The sequence below is a fragment of the Vibrio sp. PBL-C16 genome (assembly GCF_034321865.1).
Classification (GTDB): Bacteria; Pseudomonadota; Gammaproteobacteria; order Enterobacterales; family Vibrionaceae; genus Vibrio; species Vibrio alginolyticus.
Genome location: NZ_JAXLNY010000002.1, coordinates 212,917 through 227,235 on the forward strand (window position 1 = coordinate 212,917; position 14,319 = coordinate 227,235).

Genomic DNA, 14,319 nt, shown 5'->3' on the forward strand with positions numbered 1-14,319 from the left:
TTTTTATTGCCTAAGGCAAAAACAAAATAGGTTGGCCAGTGCCAACCTATTCTTTCTCTTTTATTCGAAGCAAATTTCGATAAAGGCATTTCCCCATTGGGAAGAGAAAGGCATGATAATAATTGAGCCTTCACACTTGTGGCGAATCGTATGACCTCGGCCCGAAACCACAACCGGTGTTGCCATATCAAAGTCAAAACCACTTTCCGCCAGAATGCGTTTCGCACCACCAGTAACCATGTTGGTGATCTCACCCACCATATCGGTCACTTCTTCATTGAGCCCATTTGGACGTTCACCAAGCATGTTCTGCATGATTTCTAGGGCGAGTGCTTCATCAAAGGTGATCGACATTGAACCACGAGTTTGTGGGCCTACCATACCAATCAGACCAGAAACGTCACCTCGTGCGATCTCATCTTTTTTGATTCGCGGTTTTTGTGGCTTCAGCTCAAGAGAAGCCATAGTTTTTAGCACGTTCATTAAAGAAGCTAAAAACGGGTTTACAAATTCAGCGCGCATAACGTTCTTCTATACTTTTTCTTTCGTCTCGGAGGAACAGGCCTGGCATTCACCATGAGTTTCAATAACTTGGTTGGTCAGTTTGAATCCATGCTTCTCGGCGTTTTCGGCTAACAAGGATATCAGCGTCTCATCTTCGAGTTCAACGACATCACCACATTTATCGCAAATTAGTAATTGGAAAAAGTGCTGCTGAGTATTGAAAGAACAACAAGTAATAAAGCTATTTGTCGATTCCACTCGGTGGATGAAGCCTTGCTCTAGGAGAAAATCTAATGCTCGATAAACAGTGGGCGGCTTAGCCTGAGGCTCACTCTCTTTTAGTTGCTCCAATAGCTCATACGCACTTGAGGCGCGGCGATTAGAACAAATGAGTTCAAATACGCGTCGGCGTTGCGGAGTCAGTCGTACTCCACGCTCTGCGCAGATACTTTCAATTTGTTCAATGATTGTTGGGTTCAAACCTTTCACCATAACTATCGGACGTGCTCTATGATAAATCATTTCTATACGAAGTTCGTTTAGAAATGCTTCATTTTACCCACTATCAGAACGAAAATCATGAATTAAAGCAAGTCGGTGGTGGTGTGAAGGCGGAATAATCATCACAGAATGAATCAACGAATGACAGATTCGTATTACTTCTGCGTATTCCTAAGCACTTGGCTAGCCAGCCAACCAAATCATTCTCGCTGAAACTAGCACCCAGAGGTGCTTGGGTATACAATACCCGACTTATTTTTTGAGCGTACTGCTGCGCTCGACCTTGGCAACATAAAAACGGGTGTTTATATTATGACTCATTCTTGCAGGCTCTCCGTAGCACCAATGTTGGATTGGACTGATCGTCATTGTCGCTACTTCCATCGCTTAATGACCAAAGAGACCCTGCTGTACACTGAAATGGTGACGACAGGTGCGATCATTCATGGAAAAGGAGATTTCCTGGCTTATAACGAAGAAGAGCATCCGTTAGCCCTTCAACTTGGTGGTTCAAACCCAGCAGATTCGGCTACGTGTGCCAAGCTAGCGCAAGAGCGTGGCTACGATGAGATTAACCTAAATGTGGGATGTCCATCTGACCGCGTACAAAACGGTCGATTTGGTGCTTGCTTAATGGCTGAACCGCAGTTAGTTGCGGATTGTGTCGCAGCAATGAAAGACGTGGTCGATATCCCTGTAACAGTCAAGACTCGCATTGGTATTGATGATCAAGACTCTTACGAATTCCTAACGGATTTCGTTTCTATTGTTTCAGAAAAGGGTGGCTGTGAGCAGTTCACTATCCACGCACGTAAAGCATGGTTAAGTGGTCTAAGCCCAAAAGAAAACCGTGAGATCCCACCATTGGATTACCCACGCGCTTACCAATTGAAGCAAGACTTCTCACACCTAACGATTGCGATTAACGGTGGCGTGAAATCATTAGAAGAAGCAAAAGCACATCTTCAGCATCTTGACGGTGTGATGATTGGTCGTGAAGCATACCAAAGCCCATATTTACTGGCATCGGTAGACCAAGAGTTGTTTGGCTCTAATGCTCCAGTGAAGAAACGCAGCGAAATTGTTGAAGAGATGTATCCATACATTGAAGCGCAATTAGCGAAAGGTGCGTACCTTGGTCATATTACCCGCCACATGTTAGGTTTGTTCCAAAGCATGCCCGGTGCTCGTCAATGGCGTCGTCATATCAGTGAAAATGCGCACAAACCAGGTTCTGGTCTAGAAGTATTGCAAGACGCGCTAGCTAAGATTCCAAAAGAATTGAATGTGTAAAATTCGCCAGTGAATGGCTAAAATTACCAACTAAAGAATGATAAAGCCAGAGTGCAGAAATGCCTCTGGCTTTGTTTTTTTATTAAAAATCATAGTCTTAAATTCATTTCTGTAAGTTGGTATGGAAACTGCTCTGTTTATTGAAAACAAATGGAGAAGTGATTATGTTGGAGCTAATCTTTATTTTAGTCTTTGCGGCGACCTTGTTGGTTACGGGTATCACAATGATGACCGTATTCGCAGCAACTGGTATTGCGTTAGTTGTGATGTTTTTACTGGGAATGGTTGGAGCGGTACTCAAACTATTACCATGGTTAATCGTGATTGCATTGGGTATTTGGTTCTTCAAGAATTACGTTGCTCAGCCCCGCTATAAATAATGAGTAACATCATTTAGTTGATGGAGAGGCGTGAGAATATGGTATATTTCCTCTCACGTCCTCTACGTGAATATCAGCTATCTCGGAGTAAATACTACATGACAAATAAAGCGAACATCGCTTTAACGGCATTATCGTTGGCAGTATCTTTTCCTGTTTTTGCAGAGTACTCTGTATCGACAAAAGTCGGTGCAGAGGTATGGGCTGCCGACACTAAAGTTAATGAAGTGAGACGAGATAGCAGTACCGCAGGCACTTTTTACGCGGCGATTGAACATGATGTAAAATACGTCCCTAATGCGCGCCTTCGTTACTCAAGTGTTGATGGGGATTACATGGGGTTCGATAAGCTCGATTTAACCTTGTATTACCACGTTCTAGAGCATGATTTATTGCACTTTGATGCGGGTCTCACGTTCAGTAATTTAAGTGACACTAAATACATTGATGCTGGCTCAAGCAGGCGTGTAGAAGAATTTGATGAGCTGATTTGGGCTTGGTATGGTTACGCAGAAATTCAAGTTCCGGATACAAACTTTGATGTGATTGGTGAGATAAACTTTGGTGACAACAAAGGTATCAAAAGCACCGATTTCATGGCAGGTGTTCAATACAATGTACCGCTCGAAAAAGCTCGACTGGCTTTTCGTGGAGGTTACCGTGTGATTGATTTAGAGTCCGATAAATTCATGTCGGATCTAGGGAAAGAGTTTATTTTTGCTAACGGCTTCTTTGTGAGTGCGGAATACGCGTTCTAAACTCAGCCATACTAGATATTCGATTTACTTAAAACGTCGCTTTATAAGCGGCGTTTTTTTATATCACTTCATTATATCCAATCGAAATTTCTCCCTATTTGGCTGACTTAGACCATGCTTACCTAGGAGCAATGTGAAAGTTAAAGCAGGGATAGCGATGACAATAAATGAACTAAGACATCTATTCCGTGAAAATCAGCTTATCGAAGCGATTATTGAGCCTGCAATCCAAGAGGGTGGTTGGGTTGTAGAGTTCAGACATGCGCGCGGTGGTTTTGTTTTTCTAACGGACAGTCACGGCGAAGAATGTCTTTATGAAGATTTGGATACTGCGTCAAAATCGGCAATGGCAGTAGGCTTTCAACAAGTCCGCATTGAAGATCGATGAGCAAAAAGTAAGCCGTTCTTACTTCCAAAAAGTTATAAAACATTCACTTCTATTCTTTCTTGTTATTAAGGAGAGTGGGTACTCTATCGTCACGCAATGAATAGGGATGTCGTGATAATGTCTTTTCAAAAGAATGAGTATTCTCACAAGAATGTGTCTGAAGATAATAATGGGCAAGGAGGAAATCCTCCAATCGCAAGCCCTCTGAATGACCAACAAATTAGCTCACTCCAACAAACTGTCTCTGAGTTGTCTTCACAGCAACTTGCTTGGGTCAGTGGGTATTTTTGGGGATTAGCTCAAAATCAACCAAACACAGCGGTAACGCCAATTGCACAAGCAACGGCAGCCGTATCAGCGAAGCCAGCAGGTAAGTTGAGTATTATTTTTGCTTCCCAAACGGGCAATGCTAAAGGTGTTGCTGAAGCTCTGGAACAGGAAGCAAAAGCAGAAGGAATTGCAGTCGAACTTTTTGATGCAAGCGATTACAAAGGTAAAAACTTAGCCAAAGAAACGCATGTCATTATTGTGGCATCGACTAACGGCGAAGGCGAAGCGCCAGACAATGCCATTGAGCTACATGAGTTTTTGCAATCGAAGAAGGCTCCTAAGCTGCCAAACCTGCAATATGGTGTTATTGCATTGGGAGATTCTAGCTACGAGTTCTTCTGTCAGACCGGTAAAGACTTCGACACTTACCTATCAAAGCTAGGCGCGACTCCATTTATCGAGCGTCTTGATTGCGATGTGGATTATGAAGCCCCCGCAACTGAATGGCGTAAGAATGCGTTAGACAAGGTAAAAGATACACTTTCTTCTGGCTCTGAAGCGGATGTGGTTCAACTTCCTGTGGGTCAAGCTGCGACTGCGCACTCTCCTTACAATAAACAAAATCCGTACACTGCGACGTTACTGACCAGTCAAAAAATCACGGGCCGTGACTCTGGAAAAGACGTTCGTCATATAGAAATCGACTTAGAAGGCTCGGGCTTAACGTATCAGCCTGGTGATGCACTAGGTGTGTGGTTTGAAAATAGCTCGGAACTTGCAAATGCCATTCTTGGTAAGGTCGGTTTGTCTGGGGTTGAGACTGTTGACGTTGATGGTGAAAGCTTGTCAATCCACAGTGCTCTTGTGAGTAAATATGAAATCACAACATCTAACCCACAGCTCATCACAAAGTTTGCCGAGTTATCCGGTAGCAAGAAACTACAAAAGTTAGTTGAAGATAAAGATAAGCTTCGCGAGTACTCTGCAAATACTCAAATCGTTGATGTACTGGCAGAAAAGAAAACCAAGTTAACCGCAGATGAATTGATTGGTTTGCTTCGTCGTCTTACTCCACGCCTTTACTCTATTGCATCAAGCCAAGAAGAGGTCGATGAAGAAGTACACCTAACGGTTGCTTTGGTTGAGTACGAACAAAACGACGAAAAACGATATGGTGGAGCGTCTAGTTTCTTAGCACAGCGTCTCGAAGAGGGAGATGAAGTTAAAGTATTTGTTGAGCATAACAACAACTTTAAACTGCCGGAAGATGATAGCACTCCAATTATCATGGTTGGTCCTGGCACAGGGATCGCACCATTCCGAAGCTTTATTCAGGAACGTGAAAACCGTGATGCTGAAGGCAAAAACTGGTTGTTCTTTGGTGATCGCACGTTCACTCAAGACTTCTTATACCAAGTGGAATGGCAAAAGTATCTCAAGTCAGGAGTACTAAGCCGATTGGATGTTGCCTTTAGTCGTGACCAAGTAGAAAAGGTTTACGTACAACATCGCATCTTAGAAAACGCAGCTCAAGTGTGGCAGTGGATCCAAGAAGGCGCTTATATCTATGTCTGCGGTGATGCAACGCGTATGGCAAAAGATGTGCACGACGCATTGGTTATCGTTGCTGAACAAGAAGGCAAGATGCCGCGTGACGATGCAGAACAATTTATTAATGACCTACGTAAAGCGAAACGTTATCAGAGGGATGTGTACTAATGACTTTTTCTACGGACAATAATAAGCAGGTTGTATTAGGTGAAGAGTTAGGGCCGCTATCTGATAACGAGCGCCTGAAGCGAGAAAGCAACTTATTACGTGGCACCATTGAGCAAGATTTACAGGACCGTATTACTGGTGGCTTTACTGCCGACAACTTCCAGTTAATTCGTTTCCACGGTATGTATCAACAAGACGATCGTGATATCCGTAATGAACGCACAAAGCAAAAACTGGAACCATTACATAATGTGATGCTTCGTGCTCGTATGCCTGGAGGCATCATCACGCCAACGCAATGGTTAGCGATCGACAAGTTCGCAACGGAGCACTCTTTATATGGAAGTATTCGTCTGACGACTCGCCAAACGTTCCAGTTTCATGGGGTATTAAAACCGAATATTAAGTTGATGCATCAAACGCTCAACAGTATTGGCATTGATTCGATTGCAACCGCGGGTGATGTAAACCGTAACGTGTTGTGTACCACTAATCCAGTGGAGTCAGAGTTACACCAAGAAGCTTACGAATGGGCGAAGAGAATCAGTGAACACCTGCTTCCGAAAACACGCGCTTATGCAGAGATTTGGCTAGACGGTGAAAAAGTAGAAAGCACGGAAGAAGACGAACCGATTCTAGGCAAGAACTACTTACCACGTAAGTTTAAAACCACAGTGGTTATCCCACCGCAAAATGACGTAGATGTACACGCTAACGATCTCAACTTCGTAGCGATTGCAGATAACGGCAAGCTGGTTGGTTTTAACGTCCTGGTCGGCGGCGGCTTAGCGATGACGCATGGCGATACATCAACTTATCCGCGCCGCGCTGACGACTTTGGCTTTATTCCGCTGGACAAGACACTTGATGTTGCCGCAGCTGTAGTAACAACTCAGCGCGACTGGGGTAACCGTTCAAACCGTAAGAACGCAAAAACCAAATACACATTGGATCGTGTAGGTAGCGATGTCTTTAAAGCGGAAGTCGAGAAACGTGCTGGTGTTAAGTTTGAGCAAAGCCGTCCATATGAATTCACAGAACGTGGTGACCGTATTGGCTGGGTAGAGGGAATTGATGGTAAATATCATTTAGCGCTTTTCATCGAAAACGGTCGCTTATTAGACTTTCCAGGTAAACCACTTAAGACGGGTGTTGCTGAAATTGCCAAAATCCACAAAGGAGATTTCCGCATGACAGCAAACCAAAACCTAATTGTTGCGAGTGTACCTAAAAACGAAAAAGCGAAGATTGAAAAGATCGCTCGTGAACATGGCTTAATGGACGACGGCGTAAGTGAACAGCGTAAGAACTCAATGGCTTGTGTTGCTTTTCCAACTTGTCCGCTAGCGATGGCAGAAGCTGAGCGTTTCCTTCCTCAGTTTGTTACTGATGTGGAGGGGATTCTGGAGAAGCACAACCTACCAGAAAATGACAACATCATTTTGCGTGTAACTGGGTGTCCAAATGGTTGTGGTCGCGCAATGTTGGCTGAAATTGGTCTAGTTGGCAAAGCGCCGGGTCGTTACAACTTGCACCTAGGTGGTAACCGTGCCGGTACTCGAGTACCAAAAATGTATAAAGAGAACATCACGGATAAGCAAATCTTAGAAGAGATTGATCTGCTGGTGGCTAGATGGTCGAAAGAGCGTGAAGAAGGCGAAGCCTTTGGCGATTTCACTATTCGTGCTGGCATTATCCAAGAAGTGCTCGTATCAAAGAGGGACTTTCATGCTTGATTCTGTAGCATCCAAGCTTGAGCTCACAGAGTTACTGACATTAACAAAGACGGAGCAAATCCTCCGTCTTGCTCAAATTAATGTCGAGCTCGAAAAGCTTTCAGCACAAGAGAGAGTTGCGTGGGCTTTAGATAATCTAGAAGGCGAGTTCGCGGTTTCTTCTAGTTTTGGTATTCAAGCCGCGGTTATGCTTCATTTAGTTACTCGCGCCAAAGCGGACATCCCCGTCATTCTAACCGATACTGGTTACCTGTTTGCTGAGACGTACCGATTTATCGATGAGCTGACAGATGCTCTCAACCTAAATTTAAAAGTTTATCGAGCCAAAGAAAGTGCGAATTGGCAAGAAGCTCGATATGGAAAATTATGGGAGCAGGGTGTAGAGGGAATTGAAAAATACAACAAGCTCAATAAAGTTGAGCCGATGCGTCGAGCGTTAAAAGAGCTTAATGTTGGAACGTGGTTCTCTGGATTGCGTCGAGAGCAAAGTAAATCTCGTGCAGGTTTACCGATTCTATCAATTCAGAACGGTGTGTTTAAATTTCTACCAGTAATTGATTGGACTAATAAAGACGTTCATTACTACTTAGAACAACACGGCCTTAAATATCACCCATTGTGGGATGAAGGTTACCTTTCAGTTGGTGATACACATACCACTCGTAAATGGGAGCCGGGAATGTCAGAGGAAGAAACTCGATTCTTTGGCTTAAAGCGAGAATGTGGCCTACACGAAGATGATGGCTCTGAACAAGATGGGTCTGGCATATAGCCATAATGCTCTTTAAATAGAGTTTAGGTTAAGTTTAATAAAGATAGCTGCAATAAAGCAGCTTTCTTTATTTATGGTACTTGAAAAAACACGCCTCAAAGAACAACTCTGTGGATAAGTTGTGTGAGAGTTTGGGGTAAAGTTGAATAAATAAAGGTTTGATCGAAAACTCATCGTTTAACCATTATTTTTGCAATTTTTGAAAAATAACACTTGCCAATGTGAGCGCGATCTCTATAATGCCTCCTCGTCGACAGGGCAAGGCCTCACAAGGGGTTAAGCAAAGTTGATAAGGCTGAAAAGAAAAACGAAATAATTTGAAGAAAGTGTTTGACACAATAAATTATCTCGCTAGAATGGCCGCCTCTTCCGAAGTGATGTCAATCACAAAGAAGAGTTGCTCTTTAACAATATAGACCTATCAATCTGTGTGGGCACTCGTTGATGATAATCCAATTCGATACCTCGGTATCAAATTAGGTTTCAATGAAACGAAGTGACCATTGAATCTTCGGATTCAGCACAGTCAATTCAAACATTACTTTATGTAATGTTCAGTATTCATTGAGCCGAACAAAATCTTAAATTGAAGAGTTTGATCATGGCTCAGATTGAACGCTGGCGGCAGGCCTAACACATGCAAGTCGAGCGGAAACGAGTTATCTGAACCTTCGGGGAACGATAACGGCGTCGAGCGGCGGACGGGTGAGTAATGCCTAGGAAATTGCCCTGATGTGGGGGATAACCATTGGAAACGATGGCTAATACCGCATGATGCCTACGGGCCAAAGAGGGGGACCTTCGGGCCTCTCGCGTCAGGATATGCCTAGGTGGGATTAGCTAGTTGGTGAGGTAAGGGCTCACCAAGGCGACGATCCCTAGCTGGTCTGAGAGGATGATCAGCCACACTGGAACTGAGACACGGTCCAGACTCCTACGGGAGGCAGCAGTGGGGAATATTGCACAATGGGCGCAAGCCTGATGCAGCCATGCCGCGTGTATGAAGAAGGCCTTCGGGTTGTAAAGTACTTTCAGTCGTGAGGAAGGCGGCGTCGTTAATAGCGGCGTTGTTTGACGTTAGCGACAGAAGAAGCACCGGCTAACTCCGTGCCAGCAGCCGCGGTAATACGGAGGGTGCGAGCGTTAATCGGAATTACTGGGCGTAAAGCGCATGCAGGTGGTTTGTTAAGTCAGATGTGAAAGCCCGGGGCTCAACCTCGGAATAGCATTTGAAACTGGCAGACTAGAGTACTGTAGAGGGGGGTAGAATTTCAGGTGTAGCGGTGAAATGCGTAGAGATCTGAAGGAATACCGGTGGCGAAGGCGGCCCCCTGGACAGATACTGACACTCAGATGCGAAAGCGTGGGGAGCAAACAGGATTAGATACCCTGGTAGTCCACGCCGTAAACGATGTCTACTTGGAGGTTGTGGCCTTGAGCCGTGGCTTTCGGAGCTAACGCGTTAAGTAGACCGCCTGGGGAGTACGGTCGCAAGATTAAAACTCAAATGAATTGACGGGGGCCCGCACAAGCGGTGGAGCATGTGGTTTAATTCGATGCAACGCGAAGAACCTTACCTACTCTTGACATCCAGAGAACTTTCCAGAGATGGATTGGTGCCTTCGGGAACTCTGAGACAGGTGCTGCATGGCTGTCGTCAGCTCGTGTTGTGAAATGTTGGGTTAAGTCCCGCAACGAGCGCAACCCTTATCCTTGTTTGCCAGCGAGTAATGTCGGGAACTCCAGGGAGACTGCCGGTGATAAACCGGAGGAAGGTGGGGACGACGTCAAGTCATCATGGCCCTTACGAGTAGGGCTACACACGTGCTACAATGGCGCATACAGAGGGCGGCCAACTTGCGAAAGTGAGCGAATCCCAAAAAGTGCGTCGTAGTCCGGATTGGAGTCTGCAACTCGACTCCATGAAGTCGGAATCGCTAGTAATCGTGGATCAGAATGCCACGGTGAATACGTTCCCGGGCCTTGTACACACCGCCCGTCACACCATGGGAGTGGGCTGCAAAAGAAGTAGGTAGTTTAACCTTCGGGGGGACGCTTACCACTTTGTGGTTCATGACTGGGGTGAAGTCGTAACAAGGTAGCGCTAGGGGAACCTGGCGCTGGATCACCTCCTTAAACGATGATTATTGCGATGAGTGTTCACACAGATTGATACGGTTTATGAAGTTTAAGAGATAGAACATCCTCCAAGATGTTCACTTAGTGTCCCGTTCGTCTAGAGGCCTAGGACACCGCCCTTTCACGGCGGTAACAGGGGTTCGACTCCCCTACGGGATACCATCTTTAAACATTCTCTCTTGAGAGTTTTTAAAAATGGTTACTTCATTAGAAGTGATTAGCTCTTTAAAAATTTGGAAAGCTGACAAAACAACAATTTATTGTTGTTTGTAAAGTTCTCAATGTTTATCGAAAGATAAACACCAAAAAACACATTCAAGTGTTCTTGGCTTTTTGTTTTCATTTTTTCTAAAAATGAAGGTAAAGAGATGAGTCCGGCAAAATCGATATGTCTCTCGCTCATTCAAATAATGAGAGACAACTTTGGTGATTTGATTATCAACTCGAAACTCCTTCGGGTTGTATGGTTAAGTGACTAAGCGTACACGGTGGATGCCTTGGCAGTCAGAGGCGATGAAGGACGTATTAACTTGCGATAAGCCCAGATTAGGTAGTAAAAACCACTTGAGTCTGGGATTTCCGAATGGGGAAACCCAATACCATAAGGTATTACTGTTGAGTGAATACATAGCTCAACAGGGCGAACCGGGGGAACTGAAACATCTAAGTACCCCGAGGAAAAGAAATCAACCGAGATTCCGAAAGTAGCGGCGAGCGAAATTGGACTAGCCCTTAAGCTTTACACGCGTTAGACGAACAGCCTGGAAAGGCCGACGATACAGGGTGATAGTCCCGTAGTTGACGACGTGTGTTCAGTGAAATCGAGTAGGGCGGGACACGTGATATCCTGTCTGAATATGGGGGGACCATCCTCCAAGGCTAAATACTACTGACTGACCGATAGTGAACCAGTACCGTGAGGGAAAGGCGAAAAGAACCCCTGTGAGGGGAGTGAAATAGAACCTGAAACCGTGTACGTACAAGCAGTAGGAGCAGGCTTTGTCCTGTGACTGCGTACCTTTTGTATAATGGGTCAGCGACTTATATTCAGTGGCAAGGTTAACCATCTAGGGGAGCCGTAGGGAAACCGAGTCTTAACTGGGCGTTCAGTCTCTGGATATAGACCCGAAACCAGGTGATCTAGCCATGGGCAGGTTGAAGGTTGAGTAACATCAACTGGAGGACCGAACCGACTAATGTTGAAAAATTAGCGGATGACTTGTGGCTAGGGGTGAAAGGCCAATCAAACCTGGAGATAGCTGGTTCTCCCCGAAAGCTATTTAGGTAGCGCCTCGGACGAATACTACTGGGGGTAGAGCACTGTTAAGGCTAGGGGGTCATCCCGACTTACCAACCCTTTGCAAACTCCGAATACCAGTAAGTACTATCCGGGAGACACACGGCGGGTGCTAACGTCCGTCGTGGAGAGGGAAACAACCCAGACCGCCAGCTAAGGTCCCAAATTACTACTAAGTGGGAAACGATGTGGGAAGGCTCAGACAGCCAGGATGTTGGCTTAGAAGCAGCCATCATTTAAAGAAAGCGTAATAGCTCACTGGTCGAGTCGGCCTGCGCGGAAGATGTAACGGGGCTAAGTAGTAAACCGAAGCTGCGGCAATGCACTTTAGTGCATTGGGTAGGGGAGCGTTCTGTAAGCGGTTGAAGGTGTGTGGTAACGCATGCTGGACGTATCAGAAGTGCGAATGCTGACATGAGTAACGATAAAGGGGGTGAAAAACCTCCTCGCCGGAAGACCAAGGGTTCCTGTCCAACGTTAATCGGGGCAGGGTAAGTCGACCCCTAAGGCGAGGCCGAAAGGCGTAGTCGATGGGAAACGGGTTAATATTCCCGTACTTCTTACAATTGCGATGGGGGGACGGAGAAGGCTAGGTGGGCCTGGCGACGGTTGTCCAGGTTCAAGTGCGTAGGCTGAAGAGTTAGGTAAATCCGGCTCTTCTTAAAGCTGAGACACGACGTCGAGCATCTACGGATGTGAAGTCATTGATGCCATGCTTCCAGGAAAAGCCTCTAAGCTTCAGATTGTAAGGAATCGTACCCCAAACCGACACAGGTGGTCGGGTAGAGAATACCAAGGCGCTTGAGAGAACTCGGGTGAAGGAACTAGGCAAAATGGTACCGTAACTTCGGGAGAAGGTACGCTCTCGACGGTGAAGTCCCTCGCGGATGGAGCTATTGAGAGTCGCAGATACCAGGTGGCTGCAACTGTTTATTAAAAACACAGCACTGTGCAAAATCGCAAGATGACGTATACGGTGTGACGCCTGCCCGGTGCCGGAAGGTTAATTGATGGGGTTAGACTTCGGTCGAAGCTCTTGATCGAAGCCCCGGTAAACGGCGGCCGTAACTATAACGGTCCTAAGGTAGCGAAATTCCTTGTCGGGTAAGTTCCGACCTGCACGAATGGCGTAATGATGGCCACGCTGTCTCCACCCGAGACTCAGTGAAATTGAAATCGCTGTGAAGATGCAGTGTACCCGCGGCTAGACGGAAAGACCCCGTGAACCTTTACTACAGCTTGGCACTGAACATTGACCCTACATGTGTAGGATAGGTGGGAGGCTTTGAAGCGCAGTCGCTAGATTGCGTGGAGCCGTCCTTGAAATACCACCCTTGTAGTGTTGATGTTCTAACGTCGACCCCTTATCGGGGTTGCGGACAGTGCCTGGTGGGTAGTTTGACTGGGGCGGTCTCCTCCCAAAGCGTAACGGAGGAGCACGAAGGTGGGCTAATCACGGTTGGACATCGTGAGGTTAGTGCAATGGCATAAGCCCGCTTGACTGCGAGAATGACAATTCGAGCAGGTGCGAAAGCAGGTCATAGTGATCCGGTGGTTCTGAATGGAAGGGCCATCGCTCAACGGATAAAAGGTACTCCGGGGATAACAGGCTGATACCGCCCAAGAGTTCATATCGACGGCGGTGTTTGGCACCTCGATGTCGGCTCATCACATCCTGGGGCTGAAGTCGGTCCCAAGGGTATGGCTGTTCGCCATTTAAAGTGGTACGCGAGCTGGGTTTAGAACGTCGTGAGACAGTTCGGTCCCTATCTGCCGTGGGCGTTGGAGAATTGAAAGGGGCTGCTCCTAGTACGAGAGGACCGGAGTGGACGAACCTCTGGTGTTCGGGTTGTGTCGCCAGACGCATTGCCCGGTAGCTAAGTTCGGGATCGATAACCGCTGAAAGCATCTAAGCGGGAAGCGAGCCTTGAGATGAGTTCTCCCTGATACTTTAAGTATCCTAAAGGGTTGTCGTAGACTACGACGTTGATAGGCAGGGTGTGTAAGCGTTGTGAGGCGTTGAGCTAACCTGTACTAATTGCCCGTGAGGCTTAACCATACAACACCCAAGGGGTTTTGATGGACTCAATGAAAGAACGTTGAATGTGTAAGAACGAGAATTAAAAAACAGCTTTCCAGATTAAAGAATTTGCTTGGCGACCATAGCGTTTTGGACCCACCTGATTTCCATGCCGAACTCAGAAGTGAAACGAAATAGCGCCGATGGTAGTGTGGGGCTTCCCCATGTGAGAGTAGGACATCGCCAGGCTTTATTTCCGACTTGTCTGAATACAGACGAGTCAACATAAGGTTTTAAACAAAAGTTTAGAATTTTATGTTGACTTTCAAAGTGGAAAGCGTATTATACGCACCTCGCTTAAGTGCTAAGGCACTGAAAGGCAAGCTCTTTAACAATATAGACCTATCAATCTGTGTGGGCACTCGTTGATGATAATCCAATTAGATACCTCGGTATCAAATTAGGTTTCAATGAAACGAAGTGACCATTGAATCGAAAGGTTCAGCACAGTCAATTCAAACATTACTTATGTAATGTTCAGT

Annotated in this window: 9 protein-coding genes, 1 tRNA gene and 3 rRNA genes; 11 read left to right on the plus strand and 2 right to left on the minus strand. The window is 45.9% G+C overall.

What is annotated here, in order from left to right; all coding sequences use genetic code 11:
- Positions 1-60: 60 nt before the first annotated feature.
- Together UQW94_RS09195 and zur are read right to left on the minus strand one after the other, a co-directional pair.
- The gene (locus tag UQW94_RS09195; protein ID WP_005381269.1) at positions 61-522 is read right to left on the minus strand and encodes a chemotaxis protein CheX; all 462 of its coding nucleotides are present in this window, start codon (positions 520-522) and stop codon (positions 61-63) included.
- A 9-nt stretch (positions 523-531) separates the two neighbouring features.
- The gene (zur, locus tag UQW94_RS09200) at positions 532-996 is read right to left on the minus strand and encodes a zinc uptake transcriptional repressor Zur (protein WP_005381268.1); all 465 of its coding nucleotides are present in this window, start codon (positions 994-996) and stop codon (positions 532-534) included.
- Positions 997-1,317: 321 nt separating this feature from the next.
- On the opposite strand from zur, the gene dusA reads away from it, so the two are divergent.
- The 11 genes from dusA to rrf all read left to right on the plus strand — a co-directional run bounded on the left by dusA (position 1,318) and on the right by rrf (position 14,026).
- A complete protein-coding gene (gene dusA, locus UQW94_RS09205) occupies positions 1,318-2,298 on the plus strand; it encodes a tRNA dihydrouridine(20/20a) synthase DusA (RefSeq protein WP_225474179.1) in 981 nt (326 codons plus the stop codon).
- Positions 2,299-2,462: 164 nt separating this feature from the next.
- Positions 2,463-2,678 (plus strand): envelope stress response protein PspG, encoded by a 216-nt coding sequence (gene pspG, locus UQW94_RS09210; protein ID WP_005381266.1) that lies wholly within the window; start codon positions 2,463-2,465, stop codon positions 2,676-2,678.
- Between the two features lie 98 nt (positions 2,679-2,776).
- A complete protein-coding gene (locus UQW94_RS09215) occupies positions 2,777-3,436 on the plus strand; it encodes a TIGR04219 family outer membrane beta-barrel protein (protein WP_213874986.1) in 660 nt (219 codons plus the stop codon).
- A gap of 157 nt (positions 3,437-3,593) precedes the next feature.
- The gene (locus UQW94_RS09220) at positions 3,594-3,824 is read left to right on the plus strand and encodes a hypothetical protein (RefSeq protein WP_005381264.1); all 231 of its coding nucleotides are present in this window, start codon (positions 3,594-3,596) and stop codon (positions 3,822-3,824) included.
- Between the two features lie 117 nt (positions 3,825-3,941).
- Entirely contained in the window at positions 3,942-5,813 is a 1,872-nt protein-coding gene (locus tag UQW94_RS09225; RefSeq protein WP_005381262.1) for an assimilatory sulfite reductase (NADPH) flavoprotein subunit, read from the plus strand.
- The gene (cysI, locus tag UQW94_RS09230) at positions 5,813-7,549 is read left to right on the plus strand and encodes an assimilatory sulfite reductase (NADPH) hemoprotein subunit (protein WP_225474178.1); all 1,737 of its coding nucleotides are present in this window, start codon (positions 5,813-5,815) and stop codon (positions 7,547-7,549) included. Before UQW94_RS09225 ends, cysI begins: the two co-directional genes overlap by 1 nt.
- A complete protein-coding gene (locus UQW94_RS09235; protein WP_005382748.1) occupies positions 7,542-8,321 on the plus strand; it encodes a phosphoadenylyl-sulfate reductase in 780 nt (259 codons plus the stop codon). Before cysI ends, UQW94_RS09235 begins: the two co-directional genes overlap by 8 nt.
- 583 nt (positions 8,322-8,904) lie before the next feature.
- A 16S ribosomal RNA gene (locus tag UQW94_RS09240) occupies positions 8,905-10,457 on the plus strand.
- A gap of 89 nt (positions 10,458-10,546) precedes the next feature.
- A tRNA-Glu gene (locus tag UQW94_RS09245) sits at positions 10,547-10,622 on the plus strand.
- Between the two features lie 303 nt (positions 10,623-10,925).
- Positions 10,926-13,816: ribosomal RNA gene (locus UQW94_RS09250) — 23S ribosomal RNA — on the plus strand.
- 93 nt (positions 13,817-13,909) lie between these two features.
- A 5S ribosomal RNA gene (rrf, locus tag UQW94_RS09255) occupies positions 13,910-14,026 on the plus strand.
- The 16S, 23S and 5S rRNA genes sit together here with 1 tRNA gene alongside, the layout of an rRNA operon.
- The last annotated feature ends 293 nt before the right edge of the window (positions 14,027-14,319 follow it).

Coding starts and splice junctions, on each gene's coding strand:
- UQW94_RS09235 (WP_005382748.1), top strand. CDS start 7,542: ATGCTTGATTCTGTAGCATCCAAGCTTGAGCTCACAGAGTTACTGACA.
- UQW94_RS09215 (WP_213874986.1), top strand. CDS start 2,777: ATGACAAATAAAGCGAACATCGCTTTAACGGCATTATCGTTGGCAGTA.
- UQW94_RS09195 (WP_005381269.1), bottom strand. CDS start 522: ATGCGCGCTGAATTTGTAAACCCGTTTTTAGCTTCTTTAATGAACGTG.
- UQW94_RS09220 (WP_005381264.1), top strand. CDS start 3,594: ATGACAATAAATGAACTAAGACATCTATTCCGTGAAAATCAGCTTATC.
- UQW94_RS09225 (WP_005381262.1), top strand. CDS start 3,942: ATGTCTTTTCAAAAGAATGAGTATTCTCACAAGAATGTGTCTGAAGAT.
- dusA (WP_225474179.1), top strand. CDS start 1,318: ATGACTCATTCTTGCAGGCTCTCCGTAGCACCAATGTTGGATTGGACT.
- cysI (WP_225474178.1), top strand. CDS start 5,813: ATGACTTTTTCTACGGACAATAATAAGCAGGTTGTATTAGGTGAAGAG.
- pspG (WP_005381266.1), top strand. CDS start 2,463: ATGTTGGAGCTAATCTTTATTTTAGTCTTTGCGGCGACCTTGTTGGTT.
- zur (WP_005381268.1), bottom strand. CDS start 996: ATGGTGAAAGGTTTGAACCCAACAATCATTGAACAAATTGAAAGTATC.